General features: G+C 67.9%; 20 protein-coding genes and 1 pseudogene. 8 read left to right on the top strand and 13 right to left on the bottom strand.

Annotation, left to right across the window (positions count from 1 at the left end):
• From A9X01_RS25190 to eccCa, 4 genes and pseudogenes are all read right to left on the bottom strand, one after another.
• Positions 1-2,119 (bottom strand): annotated as a pseudogene (locus tag A9X01_RS25190) (hypothetical protein); the annotation flags it as partial.
• A 60-nt stretch (positions 2,120-2,179) separates the two neighbouring features.
• Complete coding sequence (gene mycP / locus A9X01_RS25185) at positions 2,180-3,592, bottom strand: type VII secretion-associated serine protease mycosin (protein ID WP_065123322.1); 1,413 nt, start codon at positions 3,590-3,592, stop codon at positions 2,180-2,182.
• Complete coding sequence (gene eccD / locus A9X01_RS25180) at positions 3,592-5,073, bottom strand: type VII secretion integral membrane protein EccD (RefSeq protein WP_065123321.1); 1,482 nt, start codon at positions 5,071-5,073, stop codon at positions 3,592-3,594. Before eccD (A9X01_RS25180) ends, mycP begins: the two co-directional genes overlap by 1 nt.
• Entirely contained in the window at positions 5,070-9,104 is a 4,035-nt protein-coding gene (gene eccCa, locus A9X01_RS25175) for a type VII secretion protein EccCa (protein ID WP_065123320.1), read from the bottom strand. The genes eccD (A9X01_RS25180) and eccCa overlap by 4 nt, the downstream gene beginning before the upstream one ends.
• Positions 9,105-9,202: 98 nt before the next feature.
• Between eccCa and eccD (A9X01_RS25170) the strand changes: the two genes are divergently transcribed.
• Positions 9,203-10,678 carry a type VII secretion integral membrane protein EccD gene (gene eccD, locus A9X01_RS25170; protein ID WP_065123319.1) on the top strand — a complete coding sequence of 492 codons (1,476 nt, stop codon included), beginning with the start codon at positions 9,203-9,205 and terminating at the stop codon, positions 10,676-10,678.
• Between the two features lie 4 nt (positions 10,679-10,682).
• Here eccD (A9X01_RS25170) and eccB read toward each other — a convergent pair whose 3' ends face one another.
• Positions 10,683-12,185: a type VII secretion protein EccB gene (gene eccB, locus A9X01_RS25165; RefSeq protein WP_065123318.1), complete on the bottom strand. Its 1,503-nt coding sequence runs from the start codon at positions 12,183-12,185 to the stop codon at positions 10,683-10,685.
• Positions 12,186-12,292: 107 nt separating this feature from the next.
• On the opposite strand from eccB, the gene eccE reads away from it, so the two are divergent.
• Positions 12,293-14,008 (top strand): type VII secretion protein EccE, encoded by a 1,716-nt coding sequence (gene eccE, locus A9X01_RS25160; protein ID WP_065123317.1) that lies wholly within the window; start codon positions 12,293-12,295, stop codon positions 14,006-14,008.
• A 60-nt stretch (positions 14,009-14,068) separates the two neighbouring features.
• Entirely contained in the window at positions 14,069-14,815 is a 747-nt protein-coding gene (locus tag A9X01_RS25155) for a DUF5336 domain-containing protein (RefSeq protein WP_065123316.1), read from the top strand.
• 12 nt (positions 14,816-14,827) lie between these two features.
• On the opposite strand, the gene A9X01_RS25150 is transcribed toward A9X01_RS25155, so the two are convergent.
• The gene (locus tag A9X01_RS25150) at positions 14,828-15,952 is read right to left on the bottom strand and encodes an FHA domain-containing protein (RefSeq protein WP_155772278.1); all 1,125 of its coding nucleotides are present in this window, start codon (positions 15,950-15,952) and stop codon (positions 14,828-14,830) included.
• A 313-nt stretch (positions 15,953-16,265) separates the two neighbouring features.
• Between A9X01_RS25150 and A9X01_RS25145 the strand changes: the two genes are divergently transcribed.
• Positions 16,266-16,583 (top strand): WhiB family transcriptional regulator, encoded by a 318-nt coding sequence (locus A9X01_RS25145; RefSeq protein ID WP_065123325.1) that lies wholly within the window; start codon positions 16,266-16,268, stop codon positions 16,581-16,583.
• A 4-nt stretch (positions 16,584-16,587) separates the two neighbouring features.
• Here A9X01_RS25145 and A9X01_RS25140 read toward each other — a convergent pair whose 3' ends face one another.
• From A9X01_RS25140 to A9X01_RS25130, 3 genes are read right to left on the bottom strand one after another with little or no spacing between them, the layout of a single operon-like run.
• Positions 16,588-17,076, bottom strand: a complete 489-nt coding sequence (locus A9X01_RS25140; RefSeq protein ID WP_155772277.1) for a hypothetical protein — start codon at positions 17,074-17,076, stop codon at positions 16,588-16,590.
• Positions 17,077-17,078: 2 nt separating this feature from the next.
• On the bottom strand, positions 17,079-17,891 hold the full coding sequence (locus tag A9X01_RS25135) for a hypothetical protein (RefSeq protein WP_065123314.1): 813 nt from the start codon (positions 17,889-17,891) through the stop codon (positions 17,079-17,081).
• 9 nt (positions 17,892-17,900) lie between these two features.
• Positions 17,901-19,271, bottom strand: a complete 1,371-nt coding sequence (locus tag A9X01_RS25130) for a 9-bladed beta-propeller domain-containing protein (protein ID WP_065123313.1) — start codon at positions 19,269-19,271, stop codon at positions 17,901-17,903.
• A 287-nt stretch (positions 19,272-19,558) separates the two neighbouring features.
• On the opposite strand from A9X01_RS25130, the gene A9X01_RS25125 reads away from it, so the two are divergent.
• Genes A9X01_RS25125 through A9X01_RS25115 form a run of 3 tightly spaced genes read left to right on the top strand, consistent with a single transcriptional unit; the run spans position 19,559 to position 22,255 of the window.
• Positions 19,559-19,918, top strand: a complete 360-nt coding sequence (locus tag A9X01_RS25125) for a hypothetical protein (protein WP_065123312.1) — start codon at positions 19,559-19,561, stop codon at positions 19,916-19,918.
• Positions 19,919-19,944: 26 nt separating this feature from the next.
• Positions 19,945-21,465, top strand: a complete 1,521-nt coding sequence (locus tag A9X01_RS25120; RefSeq protein WP_065123311.1) for a hypothetical protein — start codon at positions 19,945-19,947, stop codon at positions 21,463-21,465.
• Between the two features lie 19 nt (positions 21,466-21,484).
• Positions 21,485-22,255, top strand: coding sequence for an ESX secretion-associated protein EspG (locus tag A9X01_RS25115; protein WP_065123310.1), 771 nt, complete (start codon positions 21,485-21,487; stop codon positions 22,253-22,255).
• Here the strand turns inward: A9X01_RS25115 and A9X01_RS30190 are convergent.
• Positions 22,188-22,652, bottom strand: coding sequence for a hypothetical protein (locus A9X01_RS30190; RefSeq protein WP_155772276.1), 465 nt, complete (start codon positions 22,650-22,652; stop codon positions 22,188-22,190). The genes A9X01_RS25115 and A9X01_RS30190 overlap by 68 nt on opposite strands.
• A 202-nt stretch (positions 22,653-22,854) precedes the next feature.
• Here A9X01_RS30190 and A9X01_RS25110 point away from each other — a divergent pair, with 202 nt between their 5' ends.
• On the top strand, positions 22,855-23,814 hold the full coding sequence (locus A9X01_RS25110) for an NHL repeat-containing protein (protein WP_065123309.1): 960 nt from the start codon (positions 22,855-22,857) through the stop codon (positions 23,812-23,814).
• A gap of 47 nt (positions 23,815-23,861) precedes the next feature.
• Here the strand turns inward: A9X01_RS25110 and A9X01_RS25105 are convergent, their stop codons facing one another.
• The 3 genes from A9X01_RS25105 to A9X01_RS25095 are packed head-to-tail and all read right to left on the bottom strand — an operon-like array spanning position 23,862 to position 25,896.
• Positions 23,862-24,602, bottom strand: coding sequence for a hypothetical protein (locus A9X01_RS25105; protein ID WP_065123308.1), 741 nt, complete (start codon positions 24,600-24,602; stop codon positions 23,862-23,864).
• A 30-nt stretch (positions 24,603-24,632) separates the two neighbouring features.
• Complete coding sequence (locus A9X01_RS25100; protein ID WP_065123307.1) at positions 24,633-24,947, bottom strand: hypothetical protein; 315 nt, start codon at positions 24,945-24,947, stop codon at positions 24,633-24,635.
• A 49-nt stretch (positions 24,948-24,996) separates the two neighbouring features.
• The gene (locus tag A9X01_RS25095; protein WP_065123306.1) at positions 24,997-25,896 is read right to left on the bottom strand and encodes a hypothetical protein; all 900 of its coding nucleotides are present in this window, start codon (positions 25,894-25,896) and stop codon (positions 24,997-24,999) included.
• Positions 25,897-26,126 lie beyond the last annotated feature (230 nt).

The following is a 26,126-nucleotide window of genomic DNA, read 5'->3' as shown; positions in this document are numbered from 1 at the left end:
ACGGAGTGGCTGGTGCTGCAGGGGCGAACGGGGCGACACCCGGTGCCGCAGGCGGCACGGGCGCGGCCGGCGGTACCCCGCCGGGTGGTCGCGGGGGGCGGAATTGCGGCGTCGGTGGGTGGCTTGGCGGCGGCGGATCGCTTTGTGGCGCGCGTGTTTCGTGATGCTCGGGGGCAGCTGGCGGTGACTGCGCCGGCGGGTCGACCGCCACCTCTTCGATCTCCGCGGACATGATCGGGCTTGGCGTCTGCCACGGCGGGGGCGCCGGACGACGGACCGGCGCGACCTTCGTTTCGTCCTCGGCTTCGGCAGCACCGTCCGGCACATCGGCAATGCCGTCCGGCACGTCGGCAATGCCGTCCGGAACCTCACGCGTCGGCGAATCTTCGACCGGGACGGCGGCGGCTTCCGCGGGTTCGTCGTCGCCTACCGCCTCGACTACCGCCGCAGGATCGACCGGCTCTTGCACTTCGCTGACGAAATCTGCGGACAACCAGTTCGGCGCCTCAGCGTCCGGTTCGTCGAAAGCATCCGACTGGTCAACCGATATCGATTGGACCTCCGTCGGTTCCGGTGGCGCCGAGACCTGTGCTCTCTTGGCGGCCATCTGCTCGAGGAGGGCCGCGGCACGGGCCTCGATCTCATCGAACTCACCGGGCCCGAGCTCTTGCTCCGACCCGGCTTCGGGCGGTTCTGCCTCAGCCACAACGGGTTCCGACTCACCAACCGGTTCGGGGTCGTCGGCCATAACGGGTTCCGCTTCCAAGGCCGGCTCAGCCTCGTCAACCGCCGGTGGTGCTATCGGCGGCGGGTCCGCCGGAAGCTCAAAGCTCCAATCCTGCGTCATCGAAACCTCGGCAGGCTCCGACTCCGCTGCCGGCTCAGCCTCGACGTGCGATGGCGTTGCAATCGGCGACGGCTCCGGCTCCGCCACGAGAGGTTCCGGCTCAGCCACCGGCTCGGGGTAGTCAGCCGCAACGGGCTCCGCTTCCGAGACCGGCTCAACCTCCTCAACTGCCGGTGGTTGCGGCGGGACCTCAAAGCTCCAATCGTGCACAGTCGAAACCTCCACGGGCTCCGACTCCGCAGTCGGCTCGACTTCGTCTACCGGCGATGGTTCAGTCCACTCGGGCGAATCGGGTTCCGCCGCTGACAAAGTCGGCGACGGCCCCGATGGAAGCTCAAAGCTCAAATCCCGCGCAGTCGAAACCTCGACGGGCTCCGACTCGGCGGTCGGCTCGACTTCGCCTACCAGCGACGGTTCAGTCCAGTCGGGCGAAACAGCTTCCGCCGCCGGCGACGTCGGCGACGGCTCCGATGGAAGCTCGAAGCTCCAGTCCCGCGCGGTCGAAACCTCCACGGACTCCGACTCGGCGCCCGAGCGAGGTAGCTCAATCGGCGGCGGAATCCACTCCGGCGAGACGGAATCGGACGCTACCGAAGTCGGTAGCACCTCATAGCTCCAGTCCAGCTCCGGTACGTCGGCCGGCGGTACCACCCAGTCGGGCGACAACGGATCCAGCGCCGCGCGAGCCGGTGATTCGGGCTCGGGCTCATCATCAATCGGTGACGCAATCGACTCATCCGAAGTCGACGGCGATTCCGGCTGAGTTTCGAGGTCTGACGGGGTTGATGCGGGTTCCGTTGCAGGTTCAAAGCTCCACTCGCGCGCTTGCGGCACCTCCGGCTCCGCTGCCACCGACGGCGGCTCCGCCGCCGGAGGCGGGGCAATGCGCGGCGGCGGGAAGGGCGGCGGGGCTGTTCGCGGTCCAGGCGCCGGGGGCGGCTCGGCATCGAGTTGCTGCAGCCGCCTGATCCGGTCGAACGGCACCGCGACGCGTTTTGGTCGAGCCTCGTCGGGAGCGTCGGTCGGGGGCGTTGGCGTTGCCTGCTGCGGCGCCGGGGCCACGACGGTGGCGTCTTCGTCTGTCACTGGCCCGGGGCCGTTGGCGACCCGGTCGGGAGCACCCTCGTCACCGATCTCCTGGTCGGTGTCCGCCCGCTTGCCGCGACCAAGATGGACGCGGCGCCGCTTTTTCTCACCCGGCAACCAGGGCGGACGCGCCATCGACCCGCGTTCGTCCTCGGCAGGCGTCTGCTTCGGCGGCTGTTTGGCCAATGTCGTCCCCCCTTTCACCACCGTGGGTTGCCTTGTCCAATCCTACGTAGCGGCACACCCTTAATCCGCAGATCGCGGCTCCTGCGCCGACGGCCGCGCACGCCGGCGGCTTCTGGCCGCAGCAACGGCCGCAGCCACCCCGGCCGCCATCACGCACAGCGATGTCACTCCCAGCACGATGACGCGGGCCCGCTGACTGCCCGGATCGAGAACGGGGCGTCCCGCGATCGGTTTTGCCGCGTCCGGGTTCGGCGCCTGGTTGGCCGGCGGCAGCCGGTAGGTCAACGCCGCGATCGGGTCCACCACGCCGTACCCGGTAGCTTCGTTGGGACCCGCGCCGGGCGTGTGGGCGGTCCGTTTGATCAGGTCGATCACCTGCGCGGCATTCAGCTCGGGGAAACGGGACCTGACCAGCGCCACCACACCGGACACGAACGGCGCAGCGAAGCTGGTCCCGTTGATCGGTGCCAGACCTTGCTGACTCAGCACGGCATTGACCAGGCCAGGCCCGGCAGAATCCAGCGAGACGATCCGTTCGCCCGGCGCGGCGACGCCCACCCACGGTCCGCGCAGGCTGAAGTCGGCCGGCTCACCCGAGGTCGTCAACGCGCCCACGGTCAGCACGTAGTCGTCGAACCAGGCGGGGCTGGCGATGGTCCGCACCGAGTCCCACCCGCTCTGCAACGGCATGTTCGGGTCGGGCATGGCGTTCTGCGTTTTGCACAAGCCCTGGCTGTTGAAGTTGCCCGCCGCGGCCACGACCACGACGTTGTTCTCGAAGGCGTAGCGAACGGCCCGGCCCAGCGCAACGTCGTCGAGGCCCGCCCCGACCGGGCTGCAGGCCACCTCGGACAGGTTGATCACGGTCGCGCCCAGGCTGACCGCGCGGGTGATCGCGTAGGCCAGGGTCAACGTGTTCCCGTAGCCCGGCGAGGTGGCATTCGGGTCGCTGGTTTGGCCTGACCCGCCCTCCTTGACGCCGTAGACGGTGCTGTTCTGCCGGATCGACAGGATGGTCGCCTCGGGGGCCACGCCCGAGAAACCGTCCGCGGGACTGGGCGCGCCGGCGATGAGTCCTGCCACCAGGGTTCCGTGCGCGTCGCAGTCCTGCAGGCCGTCGGTATTCGACACGTAATCGCCGCCGCCCTCGAGCGACGGCAACCGCGGATGCCGGTTCACCCCGGTGTCGATCACTGCGACCTTCTGTCCGGCCCCGCGGGAGAATCGCCACGCGTCGGAGAAATTGAGCATGGCTTCGGCGCTGGGCTGCAGGGTGAAATCGGTCCCCGGAAGCACGCCGGTGGGGACGCCGCAGATCGCCTTGAGATCGGTCGGTTCGACCGGACCCAGCGGGCCGTTCGGTGGCGGTCCCGGTTCCACAACCGGCGGGCGGATCGCCCAGGCCGGTGCGGGGTTCAGCGCCGCCAACAACACCGCCACGACCAGCGCTCCCGTGCGCCGCCACACCCGCATCAGAATCCCAACCGCTGGTAGACGCCCACCACCCACAGCGCCAGCGGGATCAGCGAGCCGACCGCCACGTAGTCCAGGTAGGACAACAACGTCCCCCACCGACGCGGTCGGGCACCGGCGGACCCGCTCAGCCCGGCCAGCGCCGCGCCCACTGCGACCGCCAACAGCACGCCGAGCGCCACCACCGGCATCGGCCCCCGACCCTGCTGCGCCGCCATGCAGACAACCACCAGGACGGCGATGGCTGGAACCGCCACCGCGCCACGCTCGAACCAGGTGTCGTAGTTTCGGCTGCGCAGCGCCAGCACCCCCGCACACGCCAGGGCAAACACGAAAACCGGCCAATCCAGTACGGCGCGGTCGTGCGAAAGCAGCGTCACGTAGACCGTTGCGGCGCCAGCCAATCCGAACAACAGCGCCGCGCGGGTGATTGCCGCCCGCTTTGCTTTGGTCCAAACCTCTTCGGCGGTGGGCATTGCAGTGCCCGAGTCCCCGTCCCGCTTCTTACTCGATCCGCCCGGCTCGAACGGATTCTCGAAATCCCAGTCCTCACGGTTGTTTTCGACGACGACGGTCGGTGTCTCGAACCGGCCCAGCCGGACCGTCAGACGCGGCACCAGCAGGCAGGCAAGCAGCACCCCCACCGTCGCGACGACGAACACGATGTCGGCGCGCACGTGCAGCGCCCTGGCCAGCATCGCGGCGCCGACCAGGCCGAACAGCACGACACCGGCCAGGTAGGCCCAGCGTCCCGCACCGACCACCCGGCCGTAGACCGCGCACGAGACCAGCACGGTCAGGCACGCGGCGGCCAGGCCATACTGGCCGTACCGGCCCAGGACCGCCAAAGCGACTCCGGCCGTGAGTGGAACCGCTGCCCAGCCAAGTGCGGCGGCGACGTCGTCGAGCCCGTACGAGCGGTGTGCCATGGTGGCCCCACCGACGAGCGCAAACACCACCGCACCGGCCAACCCGACAATCACATAGTGGTTGGCCGCGGCCACCCGACCGACCACGCAGTAGACCAGGGCCAGCGCTATCAGGTGAACTCCCGCGAACGCCATCCAGCGCGCCGAAACCGCGTCCCAGGCGGCGTAGGCGGCCTTGTTCAACCGCCCGACGGCGTCCACCACATCGTCGTACAACGTGGGCGGTGACAACGCCCGCTGCGACGTCAACCGCAACAGTTCACCGTTGGCCACCCCCGCCTCACGCAGTGTCCGGTCGGGCGGCAACACCGTGTCGTCGGCGAAGCGGCTGAGCACCCAGAATGTCCGCCGCTCATCCTTGCCGCTCGCCTCGCCTCGCTCGTTATCCCGGGACCGCACCAGCCGCGCCAGGTCCGGGACGAAACTCGATACCGGAATGTCCAGCGGCAGAGCGATATCCAGCTGGGTGCGGCCACCGAAGACCGACACCTGGATGTGCTCGGGCGCCGCCGGGATCACCCGAACCCGACGCAGTTCGTTGACCCCGGTCATAGGTCTGCCATCCGCGACAGCTGGATCACGCCGCTCTTGGCGGTCCGGGACACCAGCATGCCGCGACCCGGCGGCATCTCCGTGGCCTTGTAACCGAACAGTGCCCCTTCGTCTTTCGTCCCGCTCATCACCAGTCCGTTGCACGAGAGATCCTTGAGCCGTCCGATGAACTGATCCATCATGGCCCGGCCCGCGCCGCCGATGCGACGCGTGACGATCACCCGCAGGCCCACGTCGCGTGCCTGGGGCAGGAATTCGACCAGCGGACTCAACGGGCTGCTCATCGAACCCCCCGCGATCAGGTCGTAGTCGTCGATCATCACGTAGATGTCCGGTCCGGACCACCACGACCGGTCTTTGAGCTGCTGCTGGGTGACGTCGCTGGGTGGTAGCCGATCCCGCAGGGTTGCGGCGAGCGCCGTCATCAACTCCGCACAAGACTGCGAGGCGGTGGCGTATCCGCCCAGATAGTCGTTGGCCACCACGCCCAGCATGGAGCGGCGATAGTCGACCAGGACGATCTTGCATTCCTCGGCTGTGGTGTTCTCCATCAATCCGGCCGCGATGTTGCGCAGCAAGCCGGTCTTGCCGCATTCCCCGTCACCGAACGCCACCAGATGCGGTTGAGCCTCGAAATCCAATACCACGGGCACCAATTCGGCCTCGTTGATGCCGATGGCCACCCGTGATCTGTTCAGCATCCCGGCGTTACGCGCCACCCGGACCACCGCATTGCGATCGACATTGTGCGGCAGCATCCGGACCCGCGGCGCCTGCCGGTTGCCGTACTGCGCGCGTACCGAGTTGACCGCGGCCGCAACACCTTCCGGCAGGTCCTCGACCGTCGAACTGGAATCCAAGCGCGGCAGCGCGATCAGGATGTGCAGCCGCTCATGGCTGATCCCGCGACCGGGGCGACCGACCGGTACCAGTTCGTTGAACTTGCGGCCCACGTCGCTGTCCAGCGCGTCACCGAGCTTCAGCTCGATGCGGGTGCCCAGCATGTCCTTGACGGCGGCGCGGATCTCCATCCAGCGTGAAGCCGAGATCACCAGGTGCACTCCGTACGAAAGGCCCTGAATCGCCAGCGAATTCAGCGCCGGTTCGAGCATCTCGAAGTCACTGCGGATCGAGGCCCAGCCGTCGATCACCAGGAACAGGTCACCGAACTTGTCCTGGCTCAACGGATCCTTGGCCGCCACCTCGGGGGGCAGGGTGGCCAGGTGCGCTTTGCGGGCCCGGAAGTCGCGCATCGATTCGATGCCCAGATCGCGGAAGCGCACCTCCCGGGACCGCAGCACCCCCGACACTTCCGCCACGGTCCGGCGGATCGCATCGGCATCCATGCGGCCGGCCACCCCGCCGACGTGCGGCAGGTTGGCCAGGCTGGCCAGCGTGCCGCCACCGAAGTCCAGGCAGAAGAACTGCACCTGCTCGGGAGTGTGGGTGGCGGCCGCGGACATGATCAGTGTGCGCAGTGCGGTGGACTTGCCCGACTGGGGGCCGCCGACCACCGCGACGTTGCCCTGCGCCGCCGACAGGTCCACGATCAGGACGTCGCGACGCTGGTCGTAGGGGCGGTCCACCACACCCATCGGCATCCACAACCGGCCGTCGAGATTGGACGGCGCCGACCAGTTCACGTCCGGCAGTAGCTGGTTGACGGCGGGACTCTCGTCCAGCGGCGGCAACCACACCTCGTGGGCCGGCCGACCGTGACCCCGGAGTCGCGACACCACCACGTCGAGCAACGTCGTCTTGGTCGGAGTGGACGGCACCCCGTGGGCGGATTCGGCGAGTTGGTCCACCGCGGGAGCGACGGGAACGGCGTCCTTCTTGACCGGGGTCGCGGTGAACAGCTTCGGTGCCAGTGCGCCCGGCTGTCTGCGGCCACTTTGCGCGGCGCGGCGCGGCCGGACATACTCCCCGGAGACATAGCAGGTGTTGAACCGGATCGGCTCGCCCGCATCGCACTTCAAGAATGCCGACCCGGGGACGCTGGGCAGGTGGTATGCATCGGGCACCCCCAGCACACTGCGCGATTCGCCGGCCGAGAAGGTCTTGAGCCCGATCCGGTAGGACAGGTGCGAATCCAGACCCCGCAGCTTGCCTTCCTCGAGCCGCTGTGACGCCAGCAGCAGATGCACGTGCAGCGACCTGCCCAGCCGACCGATCATCACGAACAACTCCGCGAAATCGGGCTTTTGCGAGAGCAATTCGGAGAACTCGTCGACGATGATGAACAACGCGGGCAGTGGGGCCAGGTCCGCGCCGTTGGCCCGGGCGCGTTCGTACTCGTTGACGTTGGGGAAGTTGCCCGCCGATCGCAGCAGCTCCTGGCGCCGGTTCAGCTCCCCGGCCAGCGCGTCGCGCATGCGGTCGACCAGAATCAACTCGTCTTCCAGGTTGGTGATGATCGCCGCGATATGCGGCACCCCTTCGAGACCGAGAAATGTTGCGCCGCCTTTGAAGTCGACCAGCACCATGTTCAGCACGTCGGGCGAGTGCGAGGTGACCATCGACAACACCAGGGTGCGCAGGAATTCCGATTTTCCCGACCCGGTGGCGCCGATACACAATCCGTGCGGGCCCATGCCCGCCTCGGCGGATTCCTTGATGTCCAGCTCGAGCGGTTGCCCGTTGGGCGTGTACCCGATCGGCACCCGCAGCCGTTCCCGCGGTGAGCGTTTCCGCCACACCTGTTCGGGGACGATCTCGGCGGCGTCGGGAATCTTCAACAGGGTCATCAGCCCCGGGTCGGTGGCACGGGAATCGGCCTCCAGGCTGACGATGTGCGCGGCGCTCGCCAAGCGGTAACGACCGATGCGGCGGGCGGTCGCCTCGGCCTCGGCGACGGTGATGGTGTCCGGCGTCGCGAACCGCTCGACGCCGACCGCGGTGCGCGCGCCGACGTGCTCTCCATCGGCGTCACTTTCGACGACCAGCTGCAGCCCGCGCCGGGTGGCCGCCGACTCGGACCCGTTGAGGTCCAGCAGCGTCACGCTGTCCAAACCCGCATCGGTCACCAGACGTTCCGTCCCGGTGACGTAGCCGTCGTCGAGCACCACCACGAGCTGTTTGAGGCCCTTGGCCGGTTCGGCGTTGCGGCTGAACCGCCCCCGCTCCGCCAGGTCCGCGGCCAGCGACTGCTCCAGCAACTCCAGGCCCGGGAACAGCAGGCGCAGCGAACCCATGCCGTCGCGGACCGTGGCGTGCTGTGCGTGCGGCAACCACTTCACCCAACTCCAGTTCTCCCCGTCCGGGTTGGCGGTGACCACGGCGACCTGCACGTGATCCGGCCCGTGGAACGCACACAGCTCGAGGACCATGGACCGGACCAGCTGGCGCGCCAGCTTTCGGTCGCCCTCGAAGGTGATCGCGGGGAACGCCCGCAGCGACACCGCGGTCGGCAGCGCGTGCACCACCGAATGCGTCTTGACGAACCGCCGTAGCGCCACCGTCGACACCGGTTCGAGGTCCTCGGGCGGGCCGGTCTCCGGCGCCAGCAGCCGGGTGGCCAGCCGGTGGGTGCCGATGCCCACCCGCACATGACAGAAGTCGTTGTCGCTGGGGCGGCGTTCCCACATGCGGCGGGTGCCGACCACGTCGGCCAACGCCCGCGGGTCCGGGTGGCTCCATTCCAGGGCCGCGCGCTGCCCCTCGCCGGTCAGGTCGGCGTCGTCGCGCAGGTTGGCCAGATAGCTGAAGTAGTCCTTACGTTCCTCGTTGAGTTCGGCGGCCGCCTTGCCGGAGCGGGCGCCACCGCCCATGAACATGCCCGCCATCGACATGACCATCATCATCGGGAAGATCAGGAACATCGGGTTCTTCATCAGATCCCGGCCGCCGACGGTGACCATCAGCGCGATCATCCCGATTACCGCAACGATCATCACGAACGGCAGCAGCCTCATCAGCAGGTTGCCCGGGATCACCCGGGGCACCTCGGGCGGCGGCTGCAGGTTGACCTCACCGCCCGGCATGCGCGGCGGCGACACCCGCAGTCGGCGCACAAAACCCTGCGTACTCAACCGGTCATCCCCCGAACTCCAAACAGGCGACTAATTGGCCCTGAATGCCTGGGTAATGTCACCAGCGAATGACACAAACCTGCAGGAGGCCGATAGCGATGACTCTACCGCCGTCGCTGTCTGAATTAGACGCCGAATCCGAGGCCGAGCCGACGCTCAGCCGGGTCACGCTGGCGGTGGGTGACCTGCGGCTCGACGTCGGGCTTCCGGCCAACACCAGCATTGCCACGTTCATCGACGACGTCATCGACATCGCCAACGAGCAAATCGCGACACACCCGGGACACGAGGAAGTCGCCTTCGACACCACCGAGGGGAAATGGACCCTGGCGCGGCTGGGTGATGAGCCGATCGACCCCAGCCGTTCGCTGAGCGAAGCCAATGTGTTTGACGGGGACCTGCTGGCCATCCGCGCGATCGACCAGCCGCTACGCCCGATGTTGTTCGACGACATCGAGGAGGCGGACGAGAACCCTTCTCCCACTTGGCTTTCCCGCGACGCGCGGCTGTTCACCTGCTTCGGGGTGGCGCTGGCCGCGACCCTGGCGATCGCTTTGCTGCTGCCGCGCAGAACAACCCAGACTTACGTGCCCGCAACAGCGCTGGGCATCGGGATCCTCGCCGTCATCGCAGCGTGCGTGATCGCTCATCGTTCGTCGGGGGCTCGTCGTTCCGAGTGGCTGGCGGCAGCGGCCATTCCGCTGCTGTTCAGCGGCGCCCTCTACGTGGTGCCGGACGCCTTCGGCGCCAAGTCACTGCCCATGGCGTTCGCGCTGACCGGCCTGTCATCGCTGTTGATCCTGCTGGTCACCGGCCGCGGCCGGGCGCTGCACACCGCGGTGATCGCGCTGGGCGTGATCGGCGGCGCGGCCGCCGTCGTCGACCTGCTGTGGAGTCCGCCGCCACGCGCCATCGGCGCGGTCCTGGCGACGGTCTCGGTGATCGTGGTCTACCTGTCGCCCCGGGTGACGATCCTGTTGGCCAAGCTGCCGGTTCCCCGGGTACCGACGGCGGGGGAACCACTCGACGACATCGAAACCCAGGGCGGAACCACCGTCGAGGGTGTCAACGCGGTAGGCAAGCAGGTGATCCCCACCGAAGAAGGCATGACGGTCCGGGTTCGCCGGGCCAGCCAGTACCTCACCGGCATCCTGACCGCTGCCGCCGTCACCGCAACGGCCGGCTGCTATCTCGCGGTCGACGTGAGTGGCCGCTTCTATTGGCAGGGCACGGTTTTCGCGGCCGCGGTGGCCACGGTGCTGTGCCTGCGCGGCCGCAGCCATCACGACCTGGTGCAGTCGGCCACCCTGGTCGCCGGCGGGCTCTCGATCGCGCTGCTGTCGATCCTGAAAATGGCGGTCGGCTTGGACGACTGGGAATTCCCCGCGGCGCTGGCCCTCGTCGTGCTGATGGTGCTGGTGATCGCCTGCGGGATCATCGCCCCGCGGTTGGAGTTCTCCCCGGTGATGCGCCGGCAGGTCGAGATCCTGGAATATCTCGCCATCGTGCTGATCTTCCCGCTGTGCTGCTGGATTATCCGGCTGTACGCGCTGTTTCGCGAGCTCCGGATCTGACGCGTCAGGACCTGGGCTGTTCGACCTTCGACCCGCGCGGGTCGGCGGCCATGCCGTCATGGGCGACCAGCGCCGCCTCCTGGGACAGCTCCGGTCCCGCGGGCAACAGCGAGACGACCGGCCAGGGCGCCAGTTGCGGAACCTCCGCGTCACCGCGGGGCTCGGGGACACCGGTCACACCCAGCGCAGCCGCGGTGGGCAGATCCTTGATGTGGTAACGGATTCCGGCGTCCGAGACATAGAACAGCTGGCCCATGGCCCGGCTGTCCGACTCGGCGCCGGTGCTCTGGACGTACTCGCCGGTGCCCGGCTTGAGGTAAACCGAATCGACGCCGGGGCCGTTGCCGTCGCCGGTCGCCAGCGCGACCGGTTGCGCTCCGGCCGGAATGGGCAGGCGGTGACCGACCAGCAAGCGAACCGTTGCCTGGGCGGCGGTGTTCGCGCGTTCCCAAGCCATACACACCACACGGTCCGGTTCGGGATTGACGACCTGCGGCGACACCCTCGGGTAGTGGTCGATCGGCAGCGTGTGCACGATCGGAACCCGGCTTACCAGTGACGGCGAAACCTCGCGCGCGCCCGAGGCGACGTCGTTCGGGTTGCTGTAGCGGATGATGTCCGCGGCGGCCGACGAGACCGGCTGCAGCCCGGTGGGCAGCACCACGTACTGCTGCTCGCCGCGTGAGTCGACGGTCTTCACGATCGATCCCACCGGATACGCCGAGAAGATCGGGTTGGTGGCCCCGGCGGCGTCGATGGTCACCGAGCGGACCGGCGGCACCAGTGGAAACGCGTTGAGCAGTGCGGTCGAGATCGGGCGGGTCTGCGCATCCTGCAGGTGCAATGCGTTGATGACCGCCGAGTCCCGGGGGTCGATCAACGCACGCACACCGTCGAAGATCAGATAGACGGCGTCGCCGGACCGGACCAGCAGCATCTGAGCGTCGGCGGCTGCGCGGATGTCGTCGCCGAGGGTGAGCCCATCCGCGACGATGGTCGTCTGCACGCTGGCGGTCCCGACGCTGCGGGCCACATCCGGTGTCTGCACGTCGTCACACACCGTCCACCGCGACGCACGCATGTCGGCGCCGCCGCGAATGCTGTTGGGAGCGCCGATGATCCCGACCATCGCCCCGCGGGGCAGCTGATTGAGCCACTTGTCGCTGACCGACTTCGGCGCATCGGGTTTCCCGGTGATCAACCGCGCTGAGGCCAGATTCAGCACCGGATGCAGCCGGTCACCGATGCGCACGTAGAGGCCACCGTTGGAGGTACTGAGCAGAATCTGCGCGTTGCCGATGTTCGGCGAGGGCTTGAAGAACGCGAGCACACCGGCCGCACCGGTGATCAGGACGGCGATCACCAGGCCGACGAGCAGCGACCGCATCTGACCACGCATCGGGTCATGGATCATCCGCGAGTCGGCGCGGATCAGCGCGTGCTCGAGCCGGCGGATCAGGAACCGGTAGCCGTTGACTTGCGCGCGAGTTGTGACTTGCGCGGGCATGAATCACCCCCATCAGCGCCGGTGAAGCACCGCGCCTGGGTAGCGTATAACAGCGCCACCAGACAAAGGCGCGGTAATTCCTGCGCCCCCGTGAATAGGATTTCAGTGTGCCGCGTCGTACCGCGACGCCCCCGGCCAGGGGCGCGTCATCGGAGCCCAACCAGCTGCGGTCGACGATCGAGATCGGCGCCCAGCGACTGTTGCCGCTCGCCGACCTGCTGGTGTCACAACTGCTGGTCGCCGCGGGTGTGGTGGCCGCGCCCATCCTGGGATTCCCCGGCTGGCAGGGTGGCATTGTTGGGCTCGCGATCGCGTGCGTGTTGGTGGTGCGCTTCCGTGGCACGACGCTGCCGCGGTTGATCGGGCTGCGGACCGGTTTCTGGTGGCAGCGCCGGAGACGGGCCCGCAAGATCGTTCCGGCCGAGCCGTTCGACGTGCCGATGTCTGACGGCAACCTGATCGGATTCCGTTGGGACGGCGGCACTTTGATGTCGCTGCTGAAGATCGAAGAGAACCCGCAGGCCATGACGATCATGGAGCCGGGCATGACGGTCTCCGGCGAAACCGTGCCGGTTCAGGCGTTGGTTGATTGCCTGCAGCAATTCGACATCACCCTGGACTCGATCGACATCCTGTCCCAGGGTGCGCGCTCACAAGGGCACAGCCAGGTGGCGGCGGTCTACGACGCGGTCCTGGGCCCGCTGCCCGCGATCGCCCAGCGCAACGTGTGGATCGCCATCCGATTCGACCCGTCCAGGTGCGCGGACGCGGTGCGCCGACGTGGCGGCGGGCGCAATGGGATTCTGCGGGCGGCCACCACGGCGACGCGGCGGGTGGCCAACCGGTTGACCGAGGGCGGCCTGCGCACCCGCGTGCTGACGGCCAGCGAAATCGGCCAGGCCACAAATCAATTGACCGACGGGGTGGATCTGAGCACCGTTGAGGAGACGTGGCGCACCTGCCGTGAGGGCCGGTTCCGGCTGCGCAGTTTCGCCGTCAAACCGCGCATGCTCACCACGGCCGGGCTCGGTCTGCTGTGGACCATTCCCAGCTACTCCACCACCATGTCTCTGTCGTTGCGCCGCGACCGTCCCCGCGGGCCGGTCCAGGTGCGTGGGTTGGCGCGGTTCGACACCCATGGCCGGGCCCGCATCCAGCTGCGCGGCCTCACCCATCTGCGGGGCCTGCAATACTCCGCGCTCGCCGCAAGCCTGCCGGTGCCGACGCCGCCGCGGCGGGTCGACAAGTGGGCTTATTCGACCGCAACCACCAACGCCGACAAGGACTTTGAACAGCTGAAGGTGCCGGCTTCGGGCTGCGGCCAGGTGGTCGGCGCCGACGACCACGGCCGTGCGGTCGCACTGAGCCTGTTCGGCCCCCAGATCCGACGAGTGGAGATCGCCGGGACACTGCACCTTGCGCAGCAGGTGGTGTTGCGTTCGCTGGCGCTGGGTGCGCACGTCCTGGTGCACAGCCGACGCCCGGCGAAATGGCGCACCATGGTGGACGAGGTGGACGACCACGACCTGCTGTGGGTCTCGGACTTCAACCGGGGGTCCATGCAGGCCGGAGCGGACCGCAACTACTCGGTCGAGATGTTCGACGGAGTGCCCGAGCAGGCGGTCCGCGTCGGGGTGACCACCATTGTGGTGCTGCCCCCGCAATCGGCCGTCACGGCAAACGCCGACGTCGCGCTGCAATCGCTCGACGTGGACACCGACACCGTAAAGGTCAGCACTCGAACCGGGTCGTCGGTGATCACGATGGTCGCCACCGACGAAGAGATGCGCTACCTGAAAGCATCCTTCGCCGCCTCCGACTAGAGCCCGAGACTAGAGCCCGAGACTAGAGCCCGGGACTGAGAAAGCAACAAAGGAGTGATGATGGCCTACCCGTCCGGTTACGAGGGCTACTACCCGACTGATCAGGCGTGGTCTCCCGGTGACGCCAAACCGGCGCACCGCCACCTGACCCTGGCGGTCGTGCTGTTGGGCCTGGGTGCCTACCTGGTCAGCTTCGGTCCGATGCTCAATGCCGCCGGAATCGACTGGGACGTTCGCTTCGCGGTCCTCGCGGGGCTGCTGGCCGCCTTCGGGCTGCTCCCCCGGCAGACGGCCGCCCCCAAAATCGTTGCGGTGCTTGCCACGATCGGATTCCTGGACGCCTTGTCGCAAGGGATCGTGGTGCCCGACGGCATCGAGCCCGGGTGGGCGCTGTGGGTGCTGATCGTGCTCAACGCATTGCAGACCGCCGCGGCAATCGGCGCGGTGCTGACCCAGCCGAGCGCGAGCGACGAACAACAAGCCTGGTACGCCGCGTACGCCGAGCAATACGCGCAGGCGGCGGCCCAGTACTACGGGCAGTACGCGGCATCGGAGCAGGCCGACACCGGGTACGACGGCGCTACCGCGCACGCCCCGCAGCCGGCACAGACGAGACCGGCAGCGGCGCCTCAGGAGGCCAGTTACGCCGAGTTCGTCGGAGGGCAGGCCCCGGCCCCCGCCGACCAGGGACCGGCGCAGTCGTCCCAGCTTCCGACCGGCCTACCGCAGGTGGGGCAGCACGTGGCACCCGCCGCGCCGCCCGGCGAAAGCGGCAGGCCTCAGCACCACACGTCCGCGCCGCAGTGACGTCGCTGCTGCTCAACCGATGGAGAGCTGCGCGATCAGCGTGTTGATCGCGGCGGCGACATCGTCGGGAATCGGACGCTCGGCCTCGGCGTCGGCCAGAAACGACGCCGGCAACCCCGCCGCGGCGGCAGCTTCCTCCAGGCTCAGCTCGGCGCGATGCCGAGCACCGTACAGCCGCTGCCCCAACGTGGCGTGCGGTGACCGCGCGGCGCGTGCCATCACGTCGTTGTAGGCGCGGCGCACACTGCTCAGGGCCAGCACGATCGACGGCGTGCCCTTGGCGTTGCGCGCCGCGCTGGCCGCCACGTTTTCCAGTTTGCGCAGGTCGGCCAGGATGCTGGTGACGCGCGGCGTGAAGTTGGGATCCGACGGCTCACCCAGCAGACTCATCGCCGCGCTGATGCTGTGCATGGCGAGCTCGACCGCCTCGGCCATCAATGGGGCGCGGACGGTGTCGGTGAGCGACTCGGTGGTCTCGTCGCCGGCCGGCGGCGCAGTGACACCGGGGGCGGCCGGGGTTCCGCTGCGGATTCGGGCGATGGTGCCGGGAGGCCATTGCAGCGCCTCCTCGAGCTTGGCGAGTGTCGCCCGGCGCGGCCAGCTGCGCCCCTTCTCGAACGCGATCAGCGTGCCCGCATTGATGATCTTGTCCTTGGCCAGGCCGCGCTGGGTGATCTGAAGCTCGTTGCGCCGGTTGGCGACCGCCCGCCCGGCGCGTGCCACGCCGGGGTCCACCTCGGCGTCCCACCATTGGTCCTCGTCGGGTTCGGGTAGGTCGATGACGCGGGTGACGTCGCCGGAGGTATCCCGCGGCTCGGCGAGCTTGGCTGCCGGCGTCAGCGAGACCTCGATGCCTTCCGGATCGCCCAGATGAAGAGTGGTGGGCCCGGTGATCACCACCGAGCTGCGGCGCACACCGTCGAGGTACATGCCGTTCGTGCTGGTGTCGATGGCCTGCCAGGCGTCGTGCCCGGGCTCGAGGCGCACATGCGCCCGGGAGATGCGCTCGTCCGCGAGGCGGACGGCGGCCGAGCTGTCCCGGCCGATGACGGCGACGCCGCCATGCGGGTCCAGGGTGTGCACCTCGTCGCCGAGTCGCACCGCCATCGCGGGAACCGAGGGCTGGTCAGGTGTCACTGCGTCACTCCCCCGCGCTCAGACCCCGGATGTTGAGCATCTCCGCTACAGCCTTCCTCGAACCGCGGTTATTGATGCTACATCTTTGTTGGTTCATAACAGCGCACCGCGGGTCACGGATTCGCAGCGCTGTGCGCCTGCCGATTCCTCGTCATCCACGCCCGGCCTGCTGACCTGCGCTTTTATGGCTTGCCCCAGAAAAACGTTCACCCATTTCCGTAGCTGCTACGTTTTAGTTGTTGCATCTGCTACAGATCTTTGGTTAAAGTCGTCGCATCGGGGCGCCCTGGCGCCGGAAGTGGAGGGGAAGGCGATGACCGCAGCTGCTGCGCCGCTGTTCACGCGGCTGGATGAATACGTTCCGGTGTGTGCCGCCGACCCCGAGCGGTGGACGACCAGCGAGCCCGACGACGAGGCCAAGGCGCTGTGCCAGGCATGCCCGCGACGCTGGCTGTGCGCCCGGGAAGCATGCCAGGACCCGAACGTCGAGGGACTGTGGGCCGGCGTGGTGATTCCCGAGTCCGGGCGTCCTCGGGAATTCGCCATACGCCGACTGCGCGCGCTGGCGGAACGCGGCGGGTATCACGTACCGCCGCGGCGTCGGGGCCGACCGCCCAAGGTGATGCCCTAGCGGCTCACGGGACGGGAGCCGAGCCGATCTGGCACACCAGCAGGTCGCCGTGGCGCACCTGCAGGGTGAACATCGACGCCCCGCCGTCCGCGCGAAAGACGTCCACTGTCCACACCGGTCCGCTGCGGGTGAATCTCGCGACAGCATCCACCGGTAACGGACGCAGGAACCCGCCGCTTTTGATCTGGTCGATCTCGGTGGCCAGGACTCCCGCACGGGGCTCTGGGCACGACAGGGCTTCCACGTTCGCCAGCTGTCGCGCATTTCGCTCGCGCATCCACACCCGCACCGTGTTGGCGGCCACGGCATAGGCCTGCTCATCCGACATCGACTCACTGGCCGCCATCGGCCGCAGGGTGGCACCGCCATGGTCGTCACCGCGGTCACGGCCTGCGATCGCGACCAGCAGCACCGCGACGGCTGCCAGGGCCGCAAAACCCAACGCGCCCAATCGAATCCATCCCCGGGCAGGCCCGACCGAATCGGTAGTCACGATCACACCAGCGGCGGCGTGTCGGCGTCACACACCTTCAACTCGCCGCCCTCCTGCACCAGCGTGTACTCATCGGAGAAGTAGCCGCCGTGTTGTTGCGCCTCCTGCACCAAACGCGTCTGGCGCTCGCTGATCGGGTGCACCCGCAACATGAACCGGCCCCACACCCGCTCCCCTTCGTCGCGGAACCCGACGACCGCCTCCAGGTGAATGATTCCCTGTAGCGCGCTGTTCTGCTCAACGCCTGCGATCTCGTCTTCGACGTTCTTGCCGGGGTTCGCGCAGGCCAGCGCCCGTAACGCCGCGCCGTCGCCGCGGTTCTCTGCGTCATACCAGCGCTTGAGCACCTCGAAGGCCTGCTGCTGGCGAGGCGACGGGGCCGGCACCGCCATCATCGCCGCTCGCGGCGGCGGTGGCGGGGATCGCCACCCGACGGCGAACACCACCGCCGCGGCCACCGAGCACACCACGGTGACCGCCGCCAGTACCCGCACCGGCCATCGCCGCGGCCCACCGGCTAGGCGCGCCGCATCGGTACGCTCCGAGATCCGCCCGTCGCAGTGGCAGTCGATCACCAGTGTGCGCCAGCGTGTTCCGCCCGCGGCGGCCTGCGCACGGTAATCGTTGAGCATGTCGAGGACCCCGGCGGGCACGTCCAACCGCGTCCGCGCCGACGCGGGTGACGTCACCGTCGCGACGACCGGCGCCTCGGCCGACGGGTCGAACTCGACCCGAAGATGTGCCCACCCCACCGGCGCCCGGCTCAAGAGCGTCGTCACGGCATCCTCGACCAGGCGCCGATCACCCGAACCCACTCGGCAAGACTAGCCAGGTGGGCGCAGCCAGATCATCGTGTTGCGGTCGCGGTCGCGTTGCAACAGGCCGGTGCCGACCTTCCAGATAGCGACGTGCACGTCATCGGGGGTCTGCCACATCGTCTGGCAGGTCGTCATGTTGACCGCCGCATAACGCTCGCCGAGCATGCCGATGCCGCTGACGATCGTGGTGCCGTCGGAGGCGACATACGTTCCGTCCGGGAAGGTTCCGTGCAGGTCCAGACCGCTGCAGGTGGCGCCGGCCTGCCCGGTCAGCAGGTCCCACTGTTGCCAGCGCCGTTCGCTGGGCTCGCCCAGCCCGACGTAAATTTTGGCGCCGATGGTGCGGACGTCGGTGACGGGTTGCGGCGCCGCGAACTGCGTCACCGGGGTGCCCGCCGCCGTATAGACCGCGATGTTGCCGTCGACCGACACCGCCGGCATGGGCGGATTGTCCAGCAAGGTAACCATGGACCGTCCCATGGGCCGCTGGGCCACCAACCGCCCCTTGGTGTCGTAGAACAGAACGCCGGTCTCGCCGCTCTGGGAATTCCGGTAGGCGTAGGCGAAGCCCTCGTTGTAGACGACCGCACGATGCAGCGTCAGGCCGGCCGGAGCCGTCGGCGTCAGGTCCGCTCCGTCGGTCACCGAGAAAACCCGGTTGGGATCGCCACCGGTGGACACCGCCAACGTCGGCGCGGGGATGTCGTTGGCCACCCGGTAGTCCATCGGCGTGAAGAACCCATCGCCCGGGACCGACCAGGTGCGCTCGCCGTGCGAACCGACCCCGAAGACGCCCTGGCCCTCGACCGCGGCCACCAGCCACGTCTGCCCGAGGTGAGTGCCCGCCGGATGCGCCTCGGGGCGTCCCGGAAAGGCCGCGAAACCCACGTCGGTGGGACCGGTGAAACGCAGCGATCCGTGGGCCAGGTCGATCACCCACGTGGTCAGCCGCGCACCGGTTTTCAGGCACACCGCCACCGCCGGCCCGTTGCCGAAACACTCCGCGTCGTAGCTGTAATCGGGCAAGGGCACCGGGTCGAACAGGCGCGCACCGGTCCTGGTATCGATCCCGTAGACCCACGCCTGCTGCGGCCGGCACGCAGTTGTACAGAAGTTGTCGACGAATTGGGACAGGAAGTAGGCCTTGTCGCCACTGGCGGCGAACAGCTCACCCAGCGGCGCATAGTCGGGCAGACCCACATTGGTCGGGCCGACCTGCCAGCCCGCGACCGGTTGCCGATCCAACGGGAACGACACCAACAAATCCGTCGGGGTACCGATCGGCGGCTGCCACGGTTGCGCGGCGTCGCGCCCCGCGTGCCTGCCGCCCAGCAAACCCGCCCGCCACGCGGCCGCACCGCCGGCCAGGACCACCACCGTCAGCAGTACCGCCGCAACCCACCACCAGCGACGTCGAGGCGCTGTCGATTGCTGGGGCTCGACCCATTGATACCCCCCTTGGGGAGCCCCACCACCCGATACCACTCACACCCCCACATCCGGTCGATGCACCACGGCCAGGCTAGTCAGCCGACCACCTCCGCCGGTCCAACCGCACGCAATTATCCGTGCGCAATACGCAAAACCGTGTCTTAGGCTGAACGGAACGGGTCGTCGCGACCGGATGGTTCGGGTCGCGCATGTGCGCTCGGGGGAGGAACGACATGAGCACAGACGATCGCACCCTTGCGGATCTGACGGCGCAGATGAACGGGTGGAAGTCAGGCACTGGTGCCGAATTGTTGCTGGAGGACGCGCACGCGGCGGCGTTCCTGGACCGCGTCGAAGCGGCCAAAGCCGATTTGCAGCAACAACTCACCGGAGCCAATGGTCTGCAAGCCTGGCTGTCGGGCGCGGACGTCGGCACCTACGTCTCGGCGACGACCACCCGGCAGCACCTCGAGGAAGACATCGCTGAATTCATCGAGGCGGTCAGCAGCTACATCCACTACCTCGACGCTCTCACCCAAACCGCCGCTGCCGCCTGTCAAAGCATCCGCAATGCCGACCAGCCCCATTCCTGAGCTGCCGACACCCCCGGACACCGACATTGGCCACCTATGAGGATCTCGAAGCCGCGGTAGCGGCGATCCACCAGGCGCATCCGAACTGGCAACCACCCCAACTCGTCCAGACGGCCCTGAACATGGCGGGGCTGTCGCCGATCGTCCCCAACAGCGTCTTCGACAGCCTGCGCACGTCGGCTCCGCCCGGCGTGTTCGATGCGAACGGTCAGATCGCCAACCCGCAGCCGGGTACCCCGACCCCCGTCCTGCCGCGGCCCGACACGACCACCCTGCCCCCACCGATGAACATCCCTGGCCCGGCAACGGGCCAACCGGTCGACAAGAACTTGCAGGCGCCGAAGAACGACCTGGATTCGCTTCGGGCGACTGGACATCCGTGCAAGAACAAAAGCGTTCCGCACGACCAGATCCGTACTTTCATCGACGGGTACAACGGGATTATCGGTGCCAGCGGCAGCGGACCCGCCAATTCGCATTGGAACGCAAGTATCGACCGCGCAAAAACCGGGCTGCAGAAAGCGCTGGCGGGTCTCAGCAGTGGAATCCGCGGCCAATTCGCCGATGCGCTGAACCTGAACCTGCAGCGATCTTTTCAAGTGCTGGACGATATGAGCAGCCACGCGGCGACGATGGAGCAACTGTTCGACGCATTCTTCGACGACCTGTCCACGACGAGAAGCAATTACGAGCAATACCTGCCGCTGTACAACCAAGCCATCGCCCACCCAGACGAACCGTCGAGCAAGGAGACGCTGAACCAGCTGAACGATCTCGTGCTGGGCATCATGGACGTCTATCGAGGGCCGATCGACGGGATCGCGGCAAGCCATCCCAGCGTCGACAGCGCGGTACCCGAAGTGGGCCCGCCGATGTCCGGTCCGGCAGGGCTGGCCGGCGGCCCCCCGGCCGGATCGGGCGGCGGCGCGCCCGAAGTGCTGCCGCAGGGCGGGCTCAATACCGGACGGTCACCGGATCCGCCGGCGCCGGCCGCCGGTCAGCCGGACGGACGGCAGTCCACGCCAACTGTCCCGGCCGATGGTGGCGCGGGCCAGGTGCCCGGCGACGGTGCCGGTCAGGGCGGCGGCGCCGGCGGGCAGGGTGGCGATCCCGCGGCGAAACCGTCGGCGGACGCGGCGAAGGCGGGCGGCAAAGACGGAACGGGCTTGTACTCCGGGCCGCTCGGTCTCGGCTCCAAGGGACGTTCGGCACCGCCCAAATCCGGCGGCGGAGGCGTCGGTCGTGGTGGGGGCGGACGAGGGCCGGTCGGCGCCAAGCCACCGGCCCCGGCCGCCATGCCACCCAAAGTCGGCGGCAGTCCAGCGCCCGTTTCCCGCGCCGGGATCAGCGGGCCCGGCGGGCAAGGGGCGCCCGGCGCGCCGGTGGCCGGCCACTCCGGCAGCACCGCGGACAAGGCGCATAAAGCCAGCAAGGCGCTGCGGCTGCCCAAACACGGGGAAGAACTAGCGGGTGAAGCCGAGGGGGTGGTGCCGGTGATCGGTGATGTACCGCGCCGGCCCGCCCCCGCCGATCAGAAGAAGACGTAGCCGTCGCGACAATGGTGCTGTGCGCGTCAACACCGTGAGCCTGCAGCGTCTGGGCCGCATCGAGGTGCGGGACCTGCGGGTGATCAGCGAATACCTGGGGCGCGACTTTCTACCGTTTCCGCTCATTCCGACTGTGCCGCATCGATTTGCGGATCTGGGCGCGTACCGCGACTACGCGAGGACGGTCCCCGATCGCCTCAAGCACGGCGACCTGGCGGTCTTCGGGAAGTGGTTCGCCACCTACGCCGAGGCGGACATTCGAGTGGAATGCCGGGTGCAGTACTTCCCTGCCGATACCGCGAGCACCCGGCTGCTCGCCCACCGCACCGGCGAGCTCGGCTTCCTGGCCGAGCAGCAAGCTGATGACGTCGTCGACATGTTCACGCTGTCGGCCTACGACCTGGGGCCGGCGATCGCCGGGACGGTCGAACTGACCAACCCCGGCACCCGGCCCGCAATCGTGATCCCGGAGTACGTCCCGCAAGCACTGCGCGGTCGTGTAACGACCGACTCCGACCCGACCTGGGGCGTGGGCGCCCCGGCGTCGGTATCGAAGGATGCGGTGATCGCTTACGGAACGGTCCAGAGCCACTGCCGCCCGGCGCGCACCTGGGGATTGGACCAGGACAAGGATGCGGTGGTGTGGGTGCGCCTGCGTGACGACGGCGACTACATATACGCACCAAACTATCGGTCGGCGACCCCGATGAGCCGCCGCGATCTCAGCGGGCGGATCGACGAATTGATCGCGGCGGATGTCGCGTCGTTGCGGCTGTCTCGTGGGAACTAGCGGCCAGCGCCTGGTGAATGCGCCACAGCGAGGCGGACGCCTCGCCGACCGCGGCGATCGCCCCGGCGATAGCCGCAAGGATTGTGGCCGCCGAGGCGACGCCCACCGCTACGCCGGTGACCGCGAGTCCCGCCGCGGCCGCAGCGGCGGCACCGGCGCTGCGCGCGCTTGCGATCGCGACGGCATCGCCCCCGCTGCGCGGGACCAACGCCAGTTCCCGCATTGCGCTGGCGAAGGCAGTGACCTGCACGACGAGGTGCTCCCCCAGAACGGCGATCGCATCACTGAGTCCGAGGCGGCGGGCCGCGACGCTGTCCGAGGCATCCGCGATCGCGATTCTCAGATCGGCGATGTTGTGGTCGAGCCGCGTCCGCACCATTTCGACCTCGTCACGCATTCGCGACGTACCCCTCGTGCGTCATTTCCGGGCCCCCTCGGGTACGTCACCGCGTCTGCATCTGTATCCTGCTGCGGCGCACAGATTTCCAGAGGGAACGGTTCATCCCCCGTCCTTAGCCTAACCACCGGACCGGGTGAAAATGCGCATCAATATCGCTGCTCGACAACCGATCCCGATATTGTTGTGGGGCTCGCCTAAGATGACCTTCTATCGATGGAATCAAGCGGGGGGCGTGCTGGTGTGCACCGACAAGCGTGGCGGTAAATCCTCGAAGTGGCGCGGCGTGCTGGCTGCCCTCGCGGTATTGATCGCCGCCACAACCGCCTGCGGCGGGCCGCGCACCAACACCACAACCACCACGTCCAGTTCAAAACCACAGTCGCACAGCACAACTGCCAACCCGGCCGCGAGTCCGCAGGAAGTGCTGCCCTTCCGGTCATTGGAGCAGCCCGGCGGGGTGGCGGTCGACAACTCCGGCGCGGTGTACGTCACCAACGGAGGTGACACCCCGCAGGTTCTCAAACTGCCGGCCGGTGCGAACGGTCCAAGCAAATTACCCTTCGGTGACGTCAGGACGCCGAACTACGTCGCGGTGGACGGCGCCGGCGCCGTCTACGTCAGCGATTACAACGGCAACCGGGTGCTCAAATTGGCAGCCGGCGCCAGTTCACCAACAACGTTGCCGTTCAACAAGCTTTCTCTACCGTCGGGTGTGGCGGTGGATGCCGAAGGCAGCCTGTACGTCGCCGCCTACGACCGCGTGCTCAAGCTCCCGGCCGGTGCCGGCAGTGCAACCGAGTTGCCGTTCCCGGATATCCACGGGCCGCTGGGAATCGCGGTGGACGGCGCCGGTGCAGTGTACGTGACGTCGGTCGCCAACCGGGTGCTCAAGCTGCCCGCCGGAGCGGCCGAACCGGTGGATCTGCCATTCAGCGGCCTGCTCAATCCCTACGGTGTTGCGGTGGACGGGGCCGGCACGGTGTATGTGGCGGACTCCAGCCACAACCGGGTGCTCAAATTGGCGCCCGGAGGCAATGCACAAACGGAGTTGCCCCTCTCCGGACTCAACCGACCACGCAGTATCGCGTTGGACACGACGGGTCACCTCTACGTCGTCGACGAACTCAACGACCGGGTGCTCAAATTCTCGACTGGTTGATCATCGAGCCGAGAATCCTTCTTCCGCACCATGTTTCGAACAGAAAACTATGCGGGGATCCAGTCGCCGGCATTACTGAAGCTGGCCAGGTTCGGCGTCTTCCAATCGCCCTGCGCGGCCAGCGCCCGTTCCAGCGCGGCGGCCTGATCACTCTGAGCATCGTTCACGGTGACCAGTCCGGCGATGATGGCGCTGACGCTGGCCAGGAATCCGGCCGCAGTGGTGAGGATGAAAGCCAGGGCCGCAGGTAAGCCGACCACGGTGGCGGCCGAGACGATGGCGCCGACGATGGACAGGACCAGCACCGATACTCCCGGGATGATCGTGTAACCCGCCACATCTAGCGCGCTGGCGACGGCATCCAGCGAACCCTCGATCGATTGTGCGGCGGTGCTGAGCCCTTCGACCGACTTCTGTTGGTTGCCCACGGCCACCTCGTAGGCGTTGGCCGCCGCACCCGCCCAATGCACTTGGGCGCGAATGCCGTTGGCCTCGTCCTCGAGCGAGTCGGACATCTTGAGCGCACCGGAGCCGATCGTCGACCAACCCTGCTTGTGATCGCGCAGGACGTCCGACATCGAAACCGTATCGGCGACCTTCTTGACCTGGGGAATGATCTGGTTGCGCAACATTCCGATCACCAAGGCGCCGGCGGTGGCAATTTCCTCGTCGAGGTCCAGGATTCGGGCGAGCCGGCTGTTGGCCGCCTCGTCGATCACCCGCTCCAACTCGTCGGTGCGCTCGACAAGCTTGCGGTAGTACTCCTGAACTTCGTCACCGATGCCCATGCCGCCCCCTTAAGACCGTGGATCGCCGCGTCAACGTGGAATATCTGTGGCGGCAAAGCTGTTTGCGACGGCCACCAGCGTTGCCCCCATCCCGTTCATCGACGTCTCGCCCACCTTCGCGCGGTCGTGAACCGCGTCGCAGAACTTGTTGTACGCGTCCAGGAAATCCTGAATCAGGGTGTATGGGTCGTAGCTCATCTCACCGACCGCGGGACTGCCGAACGGACTGTTGATCTTGGATGCTGCCGCGGTATTGGCGAAACCCGCCAGCGCCGTAGCACTGTCCGTCCAGAGTTTCGCGTCTTTACGGAGCCACTCAATGTCGACTTTCAGATCGGGCGGCATTACCTGTCTCTCTCTCGCATGTCGGACATGACCGAGCACGACGTGGTCCTCACCGTGCGGCCTCTCCCATGAATTGCAGGGCGGCGATTCCTTCGCGCGTCAACTTGCTCAACTCGGTCAGCAGCGCCTGCTTGGCACTTTCCAGAGCCGATCCCGCGGCGGACTGCTCGTCTTTGGCGCGCTGCAGCGCGGCGGCGAACTCGTTCATGATCCGCGCGGCGGCTGCCTGCTCGGCCCATTCCGCGTTGATTTGGCAATCGACCAACCAGGGTCCGTCCAGCTGCACCGCTATCGTCCGCGGCGCGGCGCGAAACTCCGCGGCCTTACGTGCCGCCGCCTCTGATGCCAGTTCCGCGGACAACCGGTCGGCCCGGTCGCATGCCGAATAGACATCCGCGCGGAAGCGCTCCAGCGGCCGCGGCGGGTCCCGATAGTCGTCCAGCGAACCGATCAAGTCCTGCAATGTCGCCGCGGGTTGCGCCGGTTGGGTTGCCGCGGCTGACCGGGCGTCTTGGTACTGGATGTCCATCGCCGCGCGATACGCGGCGAAGACAGCGGCCGGCAACATCTCGGCTGATAGCCGCTCGGCCCAGTCGGTGCGAAGGTCCAGCCGGACCGGCGTGTGCTGTTCGTCGATGTACAACCCGACCATTCCGGTGCTGTCCCGGCCCACCGCCGGCCCCTGGGCCGGGCCGGTACGCAGCCGCAGATCGTGCAATGTTCCGTTCAGCGCCGTCGCCGCGCCCGCATCCAGCCCCATGCTTGCCGCGGCCTCGGGCGATATCGCATCGAAGCTCGGGAACTGTTGGTGGACAGCGTATGTGGACGACGCAGGGGCGGCCGGTTCCACCGCCGGTCCTTGGGCGTCGGCTTCCGCATCGGCGTCGGCCCACGCCCTCGCCGTCGCAGGGTCGACACCCTGGGCCAGATATTCCTCGTAGGTAGCCATGGCGCGTCAGGCCCGTGAGCCCGGGCTTTCAGCGAACCCACGAATCAGCGGCTGCGCACGACACCTCCGCGCCGCCCTCGCGTGTTTCGGCTCCGGTGGAGTCGACGCCATACCTAAACCCCCAAGGTGGTGCACTGTGCAATCAGCCTATCCGCGGCTCCTGCGATAAATAGCACTTATTCGACGCGGCGGCTCGACCGCTCCGTCGCGCGACCGAAGCGAACAGGCTG

The organism is Mycobacterium asiaticum, assembly GCF_001668675.1.
GTDB lineage: Bacteria > Actinomycetota > Actinomycetes > Mycobacteriales > Mycobacteriaceae > Mycobacterium > Mycobacterium asiaticum_D.
This window is presented reverse-complemented; position numbering and strand designations above follow the sequence as displayed.

Excerpts from the sequence above, each read along its gene's own strand:
- mycP (WP_065123322.1), bottom strand. The coding sequence starts at position 3,592 with ATGCGGGTGTGGCGGCGCACGGGAGCGCTGGTCGTGGCGGTGTTGTTG.
- eccD (WP_065123321.1), bottom strand. The coding sequence starts at position 5,073 with ATGACCGGGGTCAACGAACTGCGTCGGGTTCGGGTGATCCCGGCGGCG.
- eccD (WP_065123319.1), top strand. The coding sequence starts at position 9,203 with ATGACTCTACCGCCGTCGCTGTCTGAATTAGACGCCGAATCCGAGGCC.
- eccB (WP_065123318.1), bottom strand. The coding sequence starts at position 12,185 with ATGCCCGCGCAAGTCACAACTCGCGCGCAAGTCAACGGCTACCGGTTC.
- A9X01_RS25155 (WP_065123316.1), top strand. The coding sequence starts at position 14,069 with ATGGCCTACCCGTCCGGTTACGAGGGCTACTACCCGACTGATCAGGCG.
- A9X01_RS25145 (WP_065123325.1), top strand. The coding sequence starts at position 16,266 with ATGACCGCAGCTGCTGCGCCGCTGTTCACGCGGCTGGATGAATACGTT.
- A9X01_RS25125 (WP_065123312.1), top strand. The coding sequence starts at position 19,559 with ATGAGCACAGACGATCGCACCCTTGCGGATCTGACGGCGCAGATGAAC.
- A9X01_RS30190 (WP_155772276.1), bottom strand. The coding sequence starts at position 22,652 with ATGCGTGACGAGGTCGAAATGGTGCGGACGCGGCTCGACCACAACATC.
- A9X01_RS25110 (WP_065123309.1), top strand. The coding sequence starts at position 22,855 with ATGACCTTCTATCGATGGAATCAAGCGGGGGGCGTGCTGGTGTGCACC.
- A9X01_RS25105 (WP_065123308.1), bottom strand. The coding sequence starts at position 24,602 with ATGGGCATCGGTGACGAAGTTCAGGAGTACTACCGCAAGCTTGTCGAG.
- A9X01_RS25100 (WP_065123307.1), bottom strand. The coding sequence starts at position 24,947 with ATGCCGCCCGATCTGAAAGTCGACATTGAGTGGCTCCGTAAAGACGCG.
- A9X01_RS25095 (WP_065123306.1), bottom strand. The coding sequence starts at position 25,896 with ATGGCTACCTACGAGGAATATCTGGCCCAGGGTGTCGACCCTGCGACG.